We start from the raw sequence: 17,014 nt of genomic DNA on the forward strand, positions 1-17,014 counted from the left end.
CTCACAGAGAGAGTCCAGGAACCGATGAACACGTTTGCACGCGCTGGTTGCCGAGCGAACCCCCCCGTAAATTCCTGGACGTCTCTCATCCCAGCGGACGCCGCATGGGCTAGGCCGTCTCCATCGTCAACGGTTGATCGCCTGGATTGACGATTCCCGGCCGCGATGCGATGGGAATCGTTGCTTGCGGAGCGAGCAGTTTTTCATAGACAGCAAGATAACCTCGGGTCATCGGTTCGACGTCAAATCGCTCTTGGAAATAGAGCCGACATCGGCGGCGGCTGATCTTGTCGATGTTCGCCGCGGCAGCCACCGCTTCATCGACGCTTTCGACGATGTAGCCACTGACCCCCTCCTTCATCACTTCGTCGACGCTGCCGTTGCGGAACGCGATCACCGGCGTCCCACAGGCCATCGATTCGGTCATCACCAGCCCAAACGGTTCGGGCCAATCGATCGGGAACAACAACGCCTTGGCACCTCCCAGCAACTGGTTCTTGCCATTCTCGTCGACCTCTCCGATGTATTCGATCAACGGATCATCCAACAGCGGTTGAATCCGTTCGGCGAAATAATGCGCGTCGACCTTATCGATCTTCGCCGCCATCTTCAGTTTGATGCCCAACCGCTTTGCGATTTCGATCGCTCGTTCGGGACCCTTCTCGGGTGAGAAACGTCCCAAAAACGCAAAGTATTCATTGGGTTCGGGGACCGGCTGATACATGTAGTTCTCCCCCGGGGTGCCGTTGTAAACCGTGTCGACCCAGTTTGCGATCCGGATCGGATGCCGTTGGGAATTGCTGATCGAAACGACGGGAATGTCAGGGAATTCCTCCAAGACCGATTGGAATTCGGGCAGGTCGAGCCGGCCGTGCAACGTCGTGACATGAGGTGTGCTCAGATATTGCATCGAGTGGAAGTGGCTGAATCCGGTGTGGAAATGGATGATGTCGAATTTATCCGCCATCCGCAGCACCTGATTCAATTGCCGTTGGTGCCAGAGGATGGGATCTTGAGGCACCCGACTGCAGCGCAGCGATTCTCGGACGACGGCGACATGATCGGCAGTGGTCCGCGAGTCGCCGCTGGCGAACAACGTCACATCATGCCCCTGCCGAACCAGTTCTTCCGTCAAGTAATGGACGACCCGCTCGATACCGCCATAGGTTTTCGGCGGGACGGTTTCAATCAGTGGAGCGACCTGAGCAATTCTCATTGTTGGGTTCCGTTATCAGCGTCCTTGGAAAGCTCGTTTAGCGACCAGCGGAAAAGGGACGATGACCGGTATTCGATCAGCACCACCTTCTCGGCTCACGTCAAACAACCGAAAATTAGATCGCAACCGCAGTTTGCAACCGGCGTGCCAAAACATCGCGTTTCCAATCGATGGCGATCACCCGACGTACCGGTCCACAGCAGCGACACGTCTGAACGGGGTTCGCATCGGTTTGTCGTCGCGAGATGGGACCGTCTGTCCTGGATGCGGCGTGTGGCCTCATTATACGGAAATCGGCCGCCTTCATATACAAGAACTTGCACCTGCACTCGAGAAACGAGGACGCTCGCTTCCTGTGGAGGAACGCAACGGTGCCTCGCTGGAAGGGGCACCGCATAACCAACCGTCGTCGGTTGGTGTGAGAGGTTCGGTCCGTTCAGATCGAACGACGCGGCGAGCGAAGGTGATTACCAGTGGCGGAGAGTAGAAATCCGCAAGTTGCATCGAGTGGCTGCAAAACCGCATCGATGGGGTGGCAAGAAACCGGCCGGCAAGAGGTGCTTGCGCCCAAGAATCGCTTCGCCGTGGTGGGGGGAGAGAGCGCGCAAAAAAAGAGACCGCCGAGTGAACTCGGCGGTCTCTTTTCGCTCGACGACGACATATTGCTATGGGAGGGTGGTATGCCGTCGGAGGCAATTGTACTTCGACGTGGCAGAACGATGCTGGCCTAGCACGGTGGAAGTTCCAAACCGCGTTGAAGTACAAACGAAATACTACAAGGTGTGGTGCACTAAAGGGGAACCTATTTGGCCGGTGTCGGCGCGGCGGTTCGCAGGCGGGTGCGGCGTTTCTTCTTCTCCGCTCCCCATTCCTTCGTCAACGACTCAAAGACTTCCGGCGATTCGTAACGGACCACGTTCTTCCCTTCGGGAATCGGGCCAACCAGGCCGCGGAAAACGGGCATCCCGCGAAGTCCCAGATCGGTGCTGCAGTCGTCGATCCCGATCTGAGAATGCATGTGCAAAATCGGATCGGCGTTGGGGAAGTCGCGGATTTGTAAATTGCCATCGCTGGCACGTGTTACGATTCGAAATGTGTCTTTGTGGGCCATGACGCCTCCTTAGCGGTTTCGCTGGGATGGAAGGAAGGGGTGACGACCTGCGACGCGCTCATGGAAGGGAGATATTAAAACGCGATTTCAACCGTCACTTTGTATTCATCGGCCGACGCTAGCAAATACAATGACTCGATTGTTCTGTGGCGTCATTCCACGCAAAACCGGACTGGCATGTCGAGACCCGCGATACCGGACCCTCCCCAACGGAGGGGCGTGGGGCCGGGATCCGACCGCACCGACCTGCCTTTTGGCACGCTGTTGATGCCCCCAAGCGATCCGTTACGATGAACCAACGTGCTGCGGAACGAGTGTATCCCGGCGGCGAGTCGATCATCGCCCCCGCTCGGAAGACCACGAAACCTCAACAAATCAATCAAAAACGTGCAAACCAGGGAGACTCTGTGGCACTGGAAATAAATCAATTGCATCAAGGCGATTGTGTCGAGAAGCTGGCGGAGATCGAAGCGGGGACGATCGACCTCTGTTTCGCTGATCCGCCGTTTAATATCGGTTACCAATACGACGTTTACGACGATCGCCAAGACGATGCCGATTATCTCGATTGGTGCCAACAATGGATGGCGGGGGTGCATCGTGCGCTTCGCCCCAACGGCACCTTTTGGTTGGCGATCGGCGACGAATACGCTGCGGAACTGAAGGTCCGCGCGACCCGCGAACTCGGCTTCGTCTGCCGCAGCTGGGTGATCTGGTATTACACCTTTGGCGTGAACTGCAAAAACGGTTTCAGCCGCTCGCACACCCATCTGTTCCACTTCGTCAAAGATCCCAAATCGTTCACCTTTAATTCAGACGATCCGGCGATCCGCGTTCCGTCGGCGCGGCAGTTGGTCTATGGCGATGGCCGCGCCAATCCGAAGGGGCGTCTGCCCGACAACACTTGGGTATTGAGACCTCAGGATCTCCCCGAGGGCTTTCAGAGCGATGGCGATACGTGGTACTTCCCTCGCGTCGCGGGAACCTTTAAGGAACGACAAGGTTTCCACGGCTGCCAGATGCCCGAACAGCTGTTGGGTCGAATCGTCCGCGCCTGCTCCAACCCAGGCGATACGGTTTTGGATCCGTTTGCCGGTAGCGGCACCACGCTGGTCGTCGCCAAGAAGCTGGGGCGGCAGTGGTTGGGGGCGGAGCTGTCCGAGGAATATGCCGCTCGGATCGCGCAACGGCTCGACGAGACGCAGATTGGCGATCCGTTGAGCGGTGTCGAAAACCCGCTGACCAGTGTTCCCAACACCGCTAATGGCAAACGCCATCGCGGCGCAGCCAATGGCCAACCGCTGACCAATGGAAAGCCGAAGGTGAAATCGGCGGCGGCATCCAAGAAGAAGTCGGCCGCGGCAAAGAAGAAAGCCGCTCAAAAGCTGGCCAAAAAGACTCCTGCGAAGAAAGCTGCAACAAAGCAGGCCGCGGCGGAGGCTGTGAAAGCGACCAATTCGACCGGCGCGAAAGCGAAGAAAGCCGTAGTTCCCAAGTCGGCCACCAAGAAGGTGAAGACGAAAAAGGTCGCCGCCAAGGGAGCGCCGACAGAACCGCCCGCGACCAAGAAGCGTTCAGCGAAGAAGAGCCCTTCGAAGAAGAAGGTTGCCGTTAAGAAGCCTGCCGTGGTGAAGAAGTCCGCTGCGGTGAAGGCAAAGGCGAAGAAAGCGGTCGCATCGACCGCAGTGACGCCGACCGAGCCGATCGCAAAAGCAACGGCGACGAAGCGGGGAGCGAAAAAGTCGGCCGCTGCAAAGAGGAAGAAGACGCCCGCGCCAAAGTCGGTTCCGACCAAAAAGGCTGCCGTAAAGAAGCGAGCGACGAAAACGGCGACCGCTGCGGTGAAGAAGTCGAACGCGGCTGCGCCCGAAACGCCACCGACTAAGAAGGGGGCTGTGAAGAAGGTTGCGGTAAAGAAGCGGACGACGAAGAAGGTTGCGGCCGAGGCAAAGCCTGTGAAAACGTCCGCTCCCAAAAAAGCTGCGGTCAAGAAACGGACGGTGAAAAAGTCGGCGGTCGCTAAGGTGACGACGAAGAAAAAAGTGGCCGCCGAGACGACGCCCGCGGAAGCGAAGCCGACGAAGAAACGGCAAACGAAGAAGAAGGGGCAAACGAAGAAGAAGGGGGCTGCGAAGCGAGTTCCACCCAAGGCCGCGCAAAGCGAAAAACGGCCGGAAATTGAACCCCCAGCCGAATCGAAGCCGTTGGAAACCGAGCCCGTGGCGACCGAAAGTCCCAAGCCGGTCGATACGCCACCCAAAGTGCGGCAACCTGAGCTGTTTCTGTTTTAATGCTTGCCGCTTGATCCTGAGCGCATCGGAGAGGTTTGCGGCGCGCCCCGATTACGGTTTGGGCTGTCGATCGCCGACGGCCGAATCGAACAGGGTGCGGCCGACCGACTTCAATAGGCTGGTGAATTGCCCGCGGAGCTGGTCGAGCCGATTGGCGCTGAGCTGTTTGTAAAACGCCTTCAGGATCGCGGCGGCATGTCCGTGGTCCAGGTTGCCGATCAACGCGGGGACCAAGTTGTCGGCGACGCTCGTCTCGTTGGGATGCTGGTCCCCGGTATAGACGCAAACGGTCTGGGCGATCGCGTCGCCAAACAGTTCGCGACAATAAGCGACCGCTTGGGCCATCGATTCCTCTTTCAAACAGGTGGGCGTCGTCCAGTCGTAGGGAGGTTCCCATTCGCGGACGGGACGCAAGCGATCGACATGTGTCAGCACGGCGATGATCGTCGGCGGTTTGAGATGCGGCTTGCTGCGATAGTGTTTGGTCAATTCCGAGATCGCTTGCACATCGCTGCGTCGCGCGGCGGAATTCGCCGCCATCACCAACAGCACGATATCGGCCGCTTCGGACGCCGTTCGGATCTCTTTGGCCTGCTGCCGATCGAAATCGGCTTCGCTGTAACCGGGGGTGTCCAACAGCGTGATCGAATTGTTCACGCCGGGCAATTTATATTCGAACCGGGCGACCGCACGCGTCTCGGGCAGGACGCTGGTGGCGGCGACATGATCTTGCATCAGCGCATTGATCAAACTCGACTTGCCCGCTTTGACTTGCCCGATCACCGCGATCGTGGTGCTGACGTTTTCGAGCTGTTGGAACGCCTGGACATTGCCGCCGCTGTGGTGCATCGCCGATGCCAGCGTCCCAAATTGTTGGCGGTAGCGTCGCGAGCCCCCCTTCAACCGGCCGCTGTACATTTCGATCAGATAATATCCGACCCGACGCAGATAGGCTTGGTAGAAGACACCGATCAGTTCGTCTTGCAAATCCAGACCGATCTGGCCCGCCTGACGCCACAGCGGGTAGGTCAGCAGTTTGGCCGGGTTGACGATCGCCGAGGTCCAATAGCCGAGGTGCCGACCGACTTCGACGACGCGGGCCAGCCCCGGCAGTGTCTGCAATTGCCCGACCGTCGCAACGTTGCTCAACGGCACGTTCTCCAACACCCAAGCTTCCATGTCCTCGACCGCTAGATGCACGACCGCCAGCACTTCGACCAGCGTCAGCCGATTCAATTCGCTCGCGGAGCCGCCTTGGTGATAATGCCCTGCCAGACGCTTGGCCATCGCTTGGGCATCGGACAGGTAGCGATGGGTATCGGCGATATTCGAACGGTTCATCTCCGGCAATTCGCGGCGGAACTGTTCGACCACGGCGATCGCCGCCGTATCTTGAGGCGTCCAGAATTCGGGAGCGGTCAACGGTGCGCCGGTCGCCGATTCGGACAGCCGCCGCGGCTTCCACAACCAGCCGACGATCCACGCGACAGCTCCCATCACGGGCAGCACCCATGCGAGCCACCCCAACCAACCGGCGCGATAAACCGCCAGCGTGCCGACAACGAGATAGGTCGCCACGGGGAGAAGCCACAGCACGAAGAGCACGATGGCGCGCGGACGCAGCAAACGCAGATACTTCATTTGGCCGTCCAGAGTTCGTGACCGCGTTGCAATTCGTCCGCAAAGATCTCACGCAATTGGTCGGTGCTGGGCGTGCGACCATCGCGCAGGTTGGCGAAGTACCAATCCCACGACATCCCCAACGCATACGTAAACGAAAACGCGCTGGCGGCGCCGGCGGCCATCCCGACCCAGGGGATCAATTTCAATACCTCGCGGAGCGCCATCCGCGTGGCGATTCGCGAACCGGCGGCGCTGCTGAGTGCGGCCCAGTGCGACGCCGTCAATTCCTGTTCATAGATCTTCCCCAGCCGGAGCGCCAGATGGGACTGGATCGCCAGCACGACCGGAATATCGACCCACGGAACCGGGACCGCGCCGGCTGTGGCGGCCAAGCTGCTCGACGCCAGCACCTGCCAACGGGCCCGTCGCTGACGCTTGCTGCGATGGCCGCGATCCTCCGTTCCCAACGACAACAGCGCTTGGCGGTAGGCATGCGGCAGGTATTGCAGGATCGCTTGCCGAAGCCGCGGTCCACCAAAATCGGGATCGGCGAATCCATCTTCCAGCCGCGTCAGATCGACGGGGATCATCTGGTCGTAGAGCCCGGCAAACTGTTCGGTCTTGCGATCGATTAAGGTTTGCAGCGCGTCGGGGATCGGCGGGGGCGATTCGCCGTCGGGATGTTCGGTGGCAAACGGATCGATGCCTTCGGAAAGATCGATCGCGCCGGTCGCTTCGTGCAGGCAGGTCAGCAACAGGAGCACGGGACGCTGGGGCGCCGATTTGCGAATCCGGCGGAGCGGTTCGAGAACATCGGCCAACGCCTGGTCGGCGACCCGGACGGTCACGATCATCAACTGAGTCGATTCGCTGTATTTTGCGATGTCGCCCACGGGATCGTAAGCCGCTTCGCCCAAACCACGCGTATCCAAGAAGGTCAGCAGAGGATCGACCGGATCGGGAAAATCAAACCGCCGCGACGACTTGGTCTCGGGACGAAAGCCCTCGCCGATCGTCGCCTGTTCGGCGCCGGTCAACGAATGGATCACCGAGCTCTTGCCGCTGCCGGTCTTACCAAACAACCACAGCACGGGGATTGGGGCGGCGGCCCGCAGCGGATCGATCTGTTGCTGGTATTCACTATCGGATTGCGGGATCTTGTTCCGCCAACGCTGCCAAACTGAGCTCATCGAATTTTGGGGGAATCCATGGTCGAACCGAAGGTGATTGTAAACAGCTCCGCGACCTCGGATCGGCCAGCGGAACTTCCACCGACAATTGTGACAGTTGTGGCGACCGCCAGCACCCCACGCAACGCCCGTTCGCGGAGGAATTGCCGGCAAAACGGGCGATCGCAGCGATCTACCGACCGCAACGCTGCAGGTCCAATGCGAGCCGAAGGAACAAATCAGGAGACCACAAGCGTTTCAAACGCATCGGCACTCGGTTCGTGCCAAGAGATCAGAACGCCACCGGAATCGTAGCGTTGAGGGTTGTTGCGTTGACATCGCGTGATCCTCAGCCGCGCCCAAAAAGTCGGCAACACGATCCGCACGATCTCCTCTGGGAAAAATTGGCGCGACGCGACAAAGCCGATTCCCATCTTGGAGAAATCCATCGTATAGATTCCCAGCGGGGCTGGCGATCGTGGGAATGCGTGTAACGTTTCTTCGAAAAACAAGATACCCCGACCGCGGGCTCGCATCCGCGGTGAAGCCCTGGTTTCGAAAGCGCAAGGTGACATTGCGCCATTGTCACCAAAGAACGCTTCGTGACCTTCGGTCAATTCGATATCCCAAACGGCGTTTTCAATCAGCTTTGCCAAAGCTTGTTTGTAATTTTCTTCCAGCATTCCAAAAATTCCTGTTCGTATCCATCGCGTTCATGTTCCAGTACTTCGATCGCGCGGCGTTTCGGCATCGGCGTTCGATAGGGACGGTTGCTAGTCAACGCCTCAAAGACGTCGACCACGGCGCAGATCTTGGCCCACGGATGGATTTCATCGCCCGAGATACCGACGGGATAGCCTCCACCGTCGACACGTTCGTGGTGCTGATAAACCATCATCAATTGGCCTTCGGTCAAGTCTTCGCGGTGGACCAATTGTCGAAATCCGGTTACCGGATGCATCTTGATCTCGCGAAATTCGAGTTCGGTCAGTCGCCCTGGCTTGCATAAGATCTTGTCGGGTATCTGCAGTTTGCCCAGATCATGGACTAAGCCGCCCGATGCGATTTGGGCAACGTCCTCCTGGCTGAAGCCGATTTCCGCTGCCAACATGCCCGCGTAAAACGCAACGTTGGCCGAATGTGTGAACGTGGCGTAATCGTGGTGAAGGACACGGAACAGATCGATGCTGGCGAATTGATCGCTGCAGACGATGTCGGCGGTCTGTTCGCCCAGGTAGGTCGCCGTGGAGACCGAAGCATTTGGATCACCCGATCTAAACGCCGATCCCAACAAATCACGGACGACTTCGTTTAAAGCCCCGGCGCGTGCGGAGACGGGAACGTTCGCCCCCGGATTGTCGATCATCTCACGTAGATAACTTTGATACGACGCCTGTTCGTTCTTGCGGATATAGAGCTTGTTGACGCCGCGGCTGCGCAGTTTCACCAGATCGATCTGTTCCAGCGGATAATCACTCCCTCGGTACAGCACGTAGCGCCGATCATCTTGTTCCTCCTGAAACAGCTCGATTCCAACAACCGACGAAGGAACCAACGTCGATACACTGATTGGAATAAAACTAGAAACGAGGTCGTCCATTACGCTGGAATCCTGAACAGTTGCCGACATGAGGGGCGCCCTAACGTGGATCGTAGGAGCAACCGATGGAATTGCAAAATACGCACAGGTCGAATCACGTGTGACGAAGACGAATTGAGGACAGCGTGGTTGATCATCTCGATTTTCCTCAACGAGTTGCCAAACGTTGAAAACGCGCGACAACACGCCTAGGCACGACGTGGCCAATGATTAAATCGCCGCGATCGAATCACTACCAAAGTGGCTTCGACGAAACTTCGACTCTCAAACCTAGCACGCCCACGGCCGTTGTCAAAGCTTTCCTATGGGTGGCAAATGTTCCCCATCGGTTCTAGGTGGATGCATGCTCCGGATGGACCGTTGCGATCGCGTTGTATCCCGATTTTCCCTGGGTGGGGCAGGCGACAACGAAATACGTTATGTTGGCAGGACGTAGTTTAAGAGGGACCATCGCAATTTTGTTTCCGCAACAGATGGCCGCGACAAAGTGAAATGAATCACGACACCGATCCCATCCGCACACCGAGCGTTGTTGCACAGCAGATCCCCTGCTTCCAAGGCTACAGGGAGACGCTGCATCGACGCGAAAGCGATCGACGGGTCCGCGATAAGCTCTGCGACTTGCTGGTCGCATCGAAGCGTATTGTCGACCGACATTTGGCGCGGCAAGTCGATCAAGGAATTCTCAACTGCCTCGCCGCTGGCGAGCGCCTGAAATCGCGGATCGACCAATTGCTGCAAACGATTCAATCGAACTGCGACGCGCCGTTTTTCGATTCGCGAGAATGCAGCGATCGCTTGCTAAGCGAAATCGATGCGATCGAGTCTTCTTTAATAATGACAAGCATTTCGATCGGTGAGATTGCGACAGCCTTGCCCAAACACGATACGTCGAGCCTTGAAACGATTGGCAGATTGAACGATGCGGTGAACGATCTTACGCAGCTGTTCGCCGAACGTTCGCAAAGGATCCAATCGGTGGCGATCTGACCGCGACCTCCGTTTTGCTGCTTTTCGGCTTCGCAACTTTTTCTCAAGACAATCCATGTCCATAAAGCATCCTTTCCCTACGCTATTCGTTGGTGTTCTTTTCGGTTGCACACTTGCATGCCCGGCACCGTCTCAGGGGCAAGAATCCGACCAACCGCTGCCAGCCGACCAAGCGGCGAGCAGCATGCAAGTTCCTCCCGACTTCCAAGTGCAATTGTTTGCTGGTGAACCTGCGGTACAGCAACCGATCGGTTTTTGCATCGATGACCGCAATCGACTGTGGGTCGCCGAAGCTTACGCCTATCCGGTTCACGGTACAGGAAAAAGTGACAGGATCGTGATCCTTGAAGACAGTAATGGAGATGGCCGTCACGATCGGCGAACCCTCTTTTACGAAGGACTCAATTATGTCACCGGGATCGAAGTCGGGTTCGGCGGCGTTTGGGTGATGTCCCCGCCCTCGATGCTCTTCATCCCCGATCGTAACGCCGACGACATCCCCGATGGGCCGCCGCAGGTGATCCTCGATGGGTTTGGCAACCATGCCAACGCTCACAATTTAGCGAACGGTTTCGCCTGGGGACCCGACGGTTGGTTGTACGGTACCCACGGGCGAACCAATTGGTCGATGATCGGGCGCCCCGGAACCGCCGAAGCCGATCGCCAACGGTTCGACGGTGGCGTCTACCGATACCATCCGGTGCAGCATCGCTGGGAAGCGTATGCCGATGGTACGACCAATCCATGGGGGATCGATTGGAACGACTTGGGGCATGCCTTCATCTGCAACTGTGTCAATCCGCACCTGTTCCAAGTGATCCAAGGAGCGCACTACGAACCGTGGCGCGGTCGAAAATCCAGCCAACACGCATATCAACGGATCGATACGATCGCCGACCATTTGCATTATGTGGGAATCAGCGATGTTCGCCGCGGGATCGGATCGGCCGACGAAGATGCCGCCGGCGGCGGTCACGCCCATTGTGGCACGATCATCTATTTGGGCGATGCGCTGCCCGAACCCTACCGTAACACGTTGATGACCAACAACCTGCATGGCCGCCGGATTAACAACGACATCCCGCGACGCAGCGGATCGGGCTACATCGCCTCCCACGGCCCCGACCTGATGCGTTCGCAAGACCCTTGGTTTATGGGAGTCACGTTGGCGTATGGCGCCGCGGGTGAGATCTATGTCAGCGATTGGAGCGACACTGGCGAATGCCATAGCGTGCGGAACACGCAGCGTCAAACCGGCCGAATCTTTCGGATCACGTACAAGCAGGAGTCGATCCCACGCGTCGATCTGAGCCGTTATTCCGACGACCAATGCGTGGCAGCTCAGTTGCACGACAACGACTGGCACGTCCGCCATGCCCGACGACGATTGCAGGAACGGGCTGCCAGCGGCGCGGACATGCGGAAGGTCCATCGCGATTTGCATCAGATGTTTCGTTCGCAAACCGCGGCGCCGAAGCGGTTGCGGGCACTCTGGGCGCTGCATGTTACCGGTGGTGCGTCGGACGAATGGTTGACCGAATTGATCGACGATCCCGAGGAAGCGATCCGGTCGTGGGCGATCACGCAGTTGTGCGAAGATCGGCAACCGTCCGCCGCCGCGATGGCGATGATGCTCGATCGCGCCACAACCGGCGATTCGCCACTGGTCCGGTTGTCGATCACCAGCGCGCTGCAGCGGATGCCGCTGGCGGCGCGTTGGGATTTGGTCGAAGCGTTGGCGCAGCGCGGCGAAGATGCCGACGACCAAAATCTGCCACTGATGTTGTGGTATGCAACCGAACCTTTGATCGACGACGATCTGCCCCGCTACGCTCGACTTGCACGGAACGCTCAAATTCCACGCCTGCGGATGAACATCGCCCGCCGGATCGCGTCGTCGCCACTGGCGGACCAGGGCATCCCGTTGCTGATCGATCGCGGTTCGGACAGTCGACGCGACGATGCGATCACCGCAAACATTCTGGATGGATTGTTAGAAGGGCTCAGCGGTCGCAAGGTCGCGTTGCCGGCGACTTGGGCTGACGCCTACAAAGCCTTTCAAGCGAGCGACAGCGCCGAGGTACGCTCGCTGGCGACGCGCGTCGCACTCGCCTTAAACGATCCCGGCGCGATCTCGCGATTGCGCCGCGTCGCTGTCGATCGGCAGTCTGCGGCAGTTGATCGCAACCAAGCGATCGACGCCTTAGTCGCACGGGGTGCTGTCGGTCTGGATGCCGATCTGCTCTCCTTGATCGACGATCCTGACGTCCGTCGCGCCGCAGTCCGTGGATTGGCCCGATACGCCAACGAAACGACGGCGTCTCAGTTGATTGCGGCCTACTCGAAATGGGAACCGATCGAACAACAGGATGTCTTGCAGACGCTAGCGTCGCGGCCGCAGTGGGCCCGCCAACTAATGATGGCAATCGACGACAACCAGATCGCGGCCAAAGATCTCACGGCGTTTACGGTGCGGCAATTGCGATCGCTGAACGACCAACAAGTCTCTGCGGATCTGGACCGCTTGTGGGGCAAAGCACGTCCGGCCGGGGAGGATCGGCAAAAGCAGATTGGTGGCTACAAAAAGTGGCTGACTGCCGAATTGATCGCCACCGCCGACACAGCGCACGGTCGCGAACTGTTCACCAAGAATTGCGCCACGTGCCACAAATTCTTCGGCAGCGGAGGGGACATCGGGCCGGACATCACCGGTGCCCAACGCAGCAACCTCGATTATTTGCTGGAAAACATCGTCGATCCCAGCGCGGCGGTCGCCAAAGATTATCGGATGCAGGTGCTGCAATTGATCGATGGCCGGGTGATCACCGGATTGGTGGAATCCTCCGACGATCAATCGATCACGATTCGGACGGTCAACGACCGCAGCGTGATCCTGCGTGACGATATCGATCTGCAAACCGAATCGCCCGTATCGATCATGCCCAGCGGATTGTTAGACCCGATGTCGGAGGCCGATATCCGCGACCTCATTGGTTATTTGCAGCAGCACCACGCCACGGGCTCCCATTAGGGCGACCGATGGTGTTCGTTCCTGATCTGGGGGGCAGCGGCCGGGGCTCGACTGAAAATGCGTCGCGTTTGGCAGGGCCGATCTTGATCGAAACGTCACAGATTTTGCAACTTTGGGATGCGATTGGCGTTAAAGCTTAACGCGGCACCAGCAGGTTGCCCACTTCGACTGGTTCGCCTGGTGTTTCTAGATCGCTTGCATTGGCTAACCGACACCCCTGTCAACGGAATTCCAAGTCGTACTGAACTGCGACCGTTGGCGTTCCGATAGTCAATACCATCGTATCGATCAGCACGACCGTTCCAGGTCGACGCGTCGATGGATGTTCTGACGACATTGGCAGGCCGTGATTTCATGATGACAAACCGCAACCGACGACGCACGCGCACCATGCTGCTCCACTCTTTGGCGATCGGCACATCGATCACCTGGGGAGGATTGTTTAGCATCGCCGTTGGCGACGAACCATTGCCCCTGCGGCCATCGGGCGTCAATCCAACGTTCCTGCCCGTGCAAGCGATTTCCGCGTCGGACGATGCGCCGTCCCCATCGCAATTCGAATCCTCGCGACGCACGGTCGCCCGCGACGCTTCCCCGTTGCCATTGGAACCGCCCGCGACCAAAGCGGCGTCGGATTGGACCGCTGCCGACAATCAAACCACGACCCCCAAGCAGGGAACTTGGGTCCCGCGGGGCAGCCACTCCCTCCGGACCACCACGTCCCAGCGTTTCACCCCGTGGACGACTCCGACGATCGATCGCCGATCGACGACCAAGTCGACTGAATCGACACAGCGGATCCACGTCGCAGATCGATCGAACGATCTGTCGACCTTGGAAACGACTACCGAAACCATCACCGAATCGACCCGCTCCCACACCTCGGGGGGACAAACACCGCCGAGCATGGAACGCGTGTCCGAAGCTCCTTCGAAGCTCCGCGCGCCGGAACCCGTCGAACGGAACGAAGCGGCTCCCGAAGCGATCCTTGTCCGTCCGACACAAGATGATCCGGCGCCAGCGCCGTTGCCCAGCATGCTGAACCAGCGGTCGGAAACGACCCAGACGTTGGAAGCGACCACCGAGAGTTCGCGTCGCACGCGCATCGCCCGTCGAGAGTCGACACATTCGGTGACCGAACAGCACTCCAGTTCGCATCAGTCCACGGAAACCGAAACCGTGCGATCGGGAGGGCCTCGTGAACTTGAGAAGCTGGAGATCCACGCACTGGTTCCTGTGAAGCCGCTCGATTCGAACGAACCCACCGAAGACATCGTGGAACCCAGTGAACTGCAACCGGTTCCGCAGGAAGAGAACACCGATGGCGACATCGATGCCGAATCGCTGGAAAAATTGCGGGCTGCGATCCGCAGCTTCCCGGGCCGATCGGCCGCTCAAGAGGAGCACGACGTGGCCCGATCGCCTAGCGATCACGAGGTTCAAGACGAGGGGACCGCTTCGTCCTCAACCGACGTCTCCCAAGCCCCAGAGCGACGCCGTTCCTTGGTCGTCAGCCGCGAGGTCCAATCGCTGCAGCCCCACATCGCTCGGGTTCTGACCGATTACCACCGTCGCCCTGAAAACGTGGCTCAACGCAGTCCCTGGGGTACGTTCCACCTGATGCTACCGTTTGGGGCCGATGCCAATGTGCAAGCGGGCCGAAGCCTTCAAAATTCGATCGCTTGGCTATGCAGCAACCGGCCATGTCGCGGGCAACGTTTGATCACGACCACCAAGAGTGGCCGAATCTATGTTCGCCAAGGTCCTGGACTGCAAGGACACCAAGCCCAGTTGTTGGCGATGCTGGCTCAGGTCAACGTGGAAGCGACGTACCCGATCACCGATGGCCGCACTCGGTTTACGATCGAAGATCTAATCCGCGCTGAAATGGCGGATTGCCGCCGCGGCCAGGAGCTGACGTTTTCGTTGATCGGACTGTCACACTACCTGCCAACCGATACGCGATGGCGGGCTTCCGACGGCAGCGTCTGGAGTTTTGAAACCTTGTTGGCCGAAGAATTGGCCCAGCCAATCGTCGGTGCCGCATGCGGCGGAACCCATCGTTTGATGGGACTCAGCTACGCCCTGCGACAACGTCGCATGGAAGGTCTGCCGATCGAAGGGCAATGGTTGCGAGCCGATGCGTTCATTAAAGACTTTGTCAGCTACGCATGGTCGCTGCAGAATCGCGACGGTTCGTTCAGCACTAATTGGTTCGAAGGACCGCAGGACAATCGCGAAATCGATCGCAAGATTCAGACCACCGGGCACATCCTGGAATGGCTGATCTTCACCGCCGACCAGGACGAACTGCAAGATCCACGGTTTGTTCGCAGCGTCCAGTTTTTGACGAATGCCTTCAGCCGATACCGCACGCACGAATGGCAACCGGGGCCTAAAGGACACGTCCTGCGGGCCTTGGCCGTCTACCATCGCCGCGTCTACGGCGACGCGCGTCCTTGGGCGAACGACACCCAGCTGGCGCAACCTGCCGGCCGCACGTATCGCTAGGCAAGAAGCCAACCGCGGGGCTGTTTTTCGCAGCGGATAAGGCGGGAGGATGGCTGCAATCCTTCTGCCTGATCGGATTCGCGACGCCCCTCGCCCGCTTGGTTTCCATCGCTTCGACCGGTCCCATGAGGCCGGTTTTCTTTTCGGTTCTTTTCTCGAACCGCATCGCCCCAAGCTGCGTAGGAAGTGGTCAAACGGAAGTCGTTTTCCTAGGCTTGACCGCACCTAACACCCACTGCCCCTACCGACAGCCCGTTGAGTGGGCGGGGATTACGGCTATATTAGCTGCGCTGTGGCGGATTGGGCCCAAGGGGCGGGCGTTTTGCGAGTGCTCTGCGACGCACCTTGGAGAACGCGGGGCGGCCGACCTACCTCTGAGCCAAGGTTTGGGCAACGATTGTTATCGACGGATCCGTTTCAAGCCAACGAAATTGGAAGATGAAACAAACGATAAATCGGGTGTTGTTTGCCTCGGAAGCCTTTCGCTTGCTTTTAGAATCAAGCGATTTCGGCTGCCGACAGGCGACGGTTCACAGGCGTCCGAGCGTTGACAAGATCGTGGTCCACCCCGAATGAACTGACCGATTGGGCCCAGCGAAGAGACGTTCAACGGCGACACCTGCCCTTGGAAGCCCTTTTGACCTCTGAAGATAAAGACAACGAAAGACATGAGCGAATCGAACGGAAAGCGACCGATGATCGAGGCGGTGGGACTGAGCAAGTTCTACGGTCCGTTTGCGGCGGCACGGGACATCAGTTTCACGGTCAACGAAGGGGAATTGGTCGCATTTTTGGGGCCCAACGGTGCCGGCAAAAGCACGACCATGAAGATGTTGACCGGCTACATCGCGGCTTCCGAAGGGGAAGCGCGGATCGCCGGACATAATATGCTTTCGGATCGCATCGAAGGCAGCAAGCGGTTGGGCTATCTGCCCGAAAATGGCCCGCTGTACCCCGAAATGACTCCCGCGAGTCTGCTGGAATTTTTCGCCGATGCCCGTGGCATGGGACTCCGCGAACGCAAACAACATGTCGAACGGGTTGTCGAAATCTGCGACCTTTCGACCGTCATGCACAAAGCGACCAGCAAGCTTTCCAAAGGTTTTAAGCAACGTGTGGGCATGGCTCAGGCATTGTTACACGATCCCGACGTGCTGATCTTGGACGAACCTACCGCCGGCCTGGATCCCAACCAGATTCGCGGCGTGCGTGCCACGATGGCCAAGTTGGCCGAAACCAAAACGATTCTGCTGAGCACGCACATTTTACAAGAGGTCGAAGCGATGGCGACGCGTGTCGTTTTGATCAACGAGGGACGCAAGGTGTACGACGGAACCGTCGACGACCTGGGGCATAAGGGGCAATTGGACGAAGCCTTCCACAAACTGACCCACGGCGAAAGCATCAGCTGATTCGGCCGCACTTTGTTTCCATCTGAATCGCGATTCCGGTAGGGGATCGCGAACCTGCCG

At 58.5% G+C, this 17,014-nt stretch carries 11 protein-coding genes; 5 read left to right on the forward strand and 6 right to left on the reverse strand.

The window, feature by feature from the left end; genetic code table 11:
• Positions 1-109 precede the first annotated feature (109 nt).
• Positions 110-1,216 (reverse strand): glycosyltransferase family 4 protein, encoded by a 1,107-nt coding sequence (locus Poly24_RS09685; protein ID WP_145093943.1) that lies wholly within the window; start codon positions 1,214-1,216, stop codon positions 110-112.
• A gap of 802 nt (positions 1,217-2,018) precedes the next feature.
• Positions 2,019-2,327, reverse strand: a complete 309-nt coding sequence (locus Poly24_RS09690) for a hypothetical protein (protein ID WP_145093946.1) — start codon at positions 2,325-2,327, stop codon at positions 2,019-2,021.
• A gap of 290 nt (positions 2,328-2,617) precedes the next feature.
• Between Poly24_RS09690 and Poly24_RS09695 the strand changes: the two genes are divergently transcribed.
• Positions 2,618-4,618, forward strand: a complete 2,001-nt coding sequence (locus Poly24_RS09695) for a DNA methyltransferase (protein WP_145093949.1) — start codon at positions 2,618-2,620, stop codon at positions 4,616-4,618.
• Between the two features lie 51 nt (positions 4,619-4,669).
• Here the strand turns inward: Poly24_RS09695 and Poly24_RS09700 are convergent, their stop codons facing one another.
• The 4 genes from Poly24_RS09700 to Poly24_RS09715 all read right to left on the reverse strand — a co-directional run bounded on the left by Poly24_RS09700 (position 4,670) and on the right by Poly24_RS09715 (position 9,040).
• A complete protein-coding gene (locus tag Poly24_RS09700) occupies positions 4,670-6,259 on the reverse strand; it encodes a GTPase family protein (protein WP_145093952.1) in 1,590 nt (529 codons plus the stop codon).
• A complete protein-coding gene (locus Poly24_RS09705) occupies positions 6,256-7,431 on the reverse strand; it encodes a GTPase family protein (RefSeq protein ID WP_145093955.1) in 1,176 nt (391 codons plus the stop codon). The genes Poly24_RS09700 and Poly24_RS09705 overlap by 4 nt, the downstream gene beginning before the upstream one ends.
• 218 nt (positions 7,432-7,649) lie before the next feature.
• Positions 7,650-8,093, reverse strand: coding sequence for a hypothetical protein (locus tag Poly24_RS09710; protein ID WP_145093958.1), 444 nt, complete (start codon positions 8,091-8,093; stop codon positions 7,650-7,652).
• Entirely contained in the window at positions 8,054-9,040 is a 987-nt protein-coding gene (locus Poly24_RS09715) for an HD-GYP domain-containing protein (RefSeq protein ID WP_231753554.1), read from the reverse strand. The genes Poly24_RS09710 and Poly24_RS09715 overlap by 40 nt, the downstream gene beginning before the upstream one ends.
• A 462-nt stretch (positions 9,041-9,502) precedes the next feature.
• Between Poly24_RS09715 and Poly24_RS09720 the strand changes: the two genes are divergently transcribed.
• The 4 genes from Poly24_RS09720 to Poly24_RS09735 all read left to right on the forward strand — a co-directional run bounded on the left by Poly24_RS09720 (position 9,503) and on the right by Poly24_RS09735 (position 16,954).
• Positions 9,503-10,000, forward strand: coding sequence for a hypothetical protein (locus tag Poly24_RS09720; protein WP_145093964.1), 498 nt, complete (start codon positions 9,503-9,505; stop codon positions 9,998-10,000).
• 55 nt (positions 10,001-10,055) lie between these two features.
• On the forward strand, positions 10,056-13,031 hold the full coding sequence (locus Poly24_RS09725; protein ID WP_145093967.1) for a PVC-type heme-binding CxxCH protein: 2,976 nt from the start codon (positions 10,056-10,058) through the stop codon (positions 13,029-13,031).
• 390 nt (positions 13,032-13,421) lie between these two features.
• Positions 13,422-15,542 carry a hypothetical protein gene (locus Poly24_RS09730; protein WP_145093971.1) on the forward strand — a complete coding sequence of 707 codons (2,121 nt, stop codon included), beginning with the start codon at positions 13,422-13,424 and terminating at the stop codon, positions 15,540-15,542.
• A gap of 668 nt (positions 15,543-16,210) precedes the next feature.
• A complete protein-coding gene (locus Poly24_RS09735; protein ID WP_145093974.1) occupies positions 16,211-16,954 on the forward strand; it encodes an ABC transporter ATP-binding protein in 744 nt (247 codons plus the stop codon).
• The last annotated feature ends 60 nt before the right edge of the window (positions 16,955-17,014 follow it).

Origin of the sequence: Rosistilla carotiformis (genome assembly GCF_007753095.1) — a bacterium.
Classification (GTDB): domain Bacteria; phylum Planctomycetota; class Planctomycetia; order Pirellulales; family Pirellulaceae; genus Rosistilla; species Rosistilla carotiformis.

Bases quoted from the DNA above. Each gene is read 5' to 3' on its own strand.
- Poly24_RS09685 (WP_145093943.1), bottom strand. From the start codon at position 1,216: ATGAGAATTGCTCAGGTCGCTCCACTGATTGAAACCGTCCCGCCGAAA.
- Poly24_RS09690 (WP_145093946.1), bottom strand. From the start codon at position 2,327: ATGGCCCACAAAGACACATTTCGAATCGTAACACGTGCCAGCGATGGC.
- Poly24_RS09695 (WP_145093949.1), top strand. From the start codon at position 2,618: ATGAACCAACGTGCTGCGGAACGAGTGTATCCCGGCGGCGAGTCGATC.
- Poly24_RS09700 (WP_145093952.1), bottom strand. From the start codon at position 6,259: ATGAAGTATCTGCGTTTGCTGCGTCCGCGCGCCATCGTGCTCTTCGTG.
- Poly24_RS09705 (WP_145093955.1), bottom strand. From the start codon at position 7,431: ATGAGCTCAGTTTGGCAGCGTTGGCGGAACAAGATCCCGCAATCCGAT.
- Poly24_RS09710 (WP_145093958.1), bottom strand. From the start codon at position 8,093: ATGCTGGAAGAAAATTACAAACAAGCTTTGGCAAAGCTGATTGAAAAC.
- Poly24_RS09715 (WP_231753554.1), bottom strand. From the start codon at position 9,040: ATGTCGGCAACTGTTCAGGATTCCAGCGTAATGGACGACCTCGTTTCT.
- Poly24_RS09720 (WP_145093964.1), top strand. From the start codon at position 9,503: ATGAATCACGACACCGATCCCATCCGCACACCGAGCGTTGTTGCACAG.
- Poly24_RS09725 (WP_145093967.1), top strand. From the start codon at position 10,056: ATGTCCATAAAGCATCCTTTCCCTACGCTATTCGTTGGTGTTCTTTTC.
- Poly24_RS09730 (WP_145093971.1), top strand. From the start codon at position 13,422: ATGCTGCTCCACTCTTTGGCGATCGGCACATCGATCACCTGGGGAGGA.
- Poly24_RS09735 (WP_145093974.1), top strand. From the start codon at position 16,211: ATGAGCGAATCGAACGGAAAGCGACCGATGATCGAGGCGGTGGGACTG.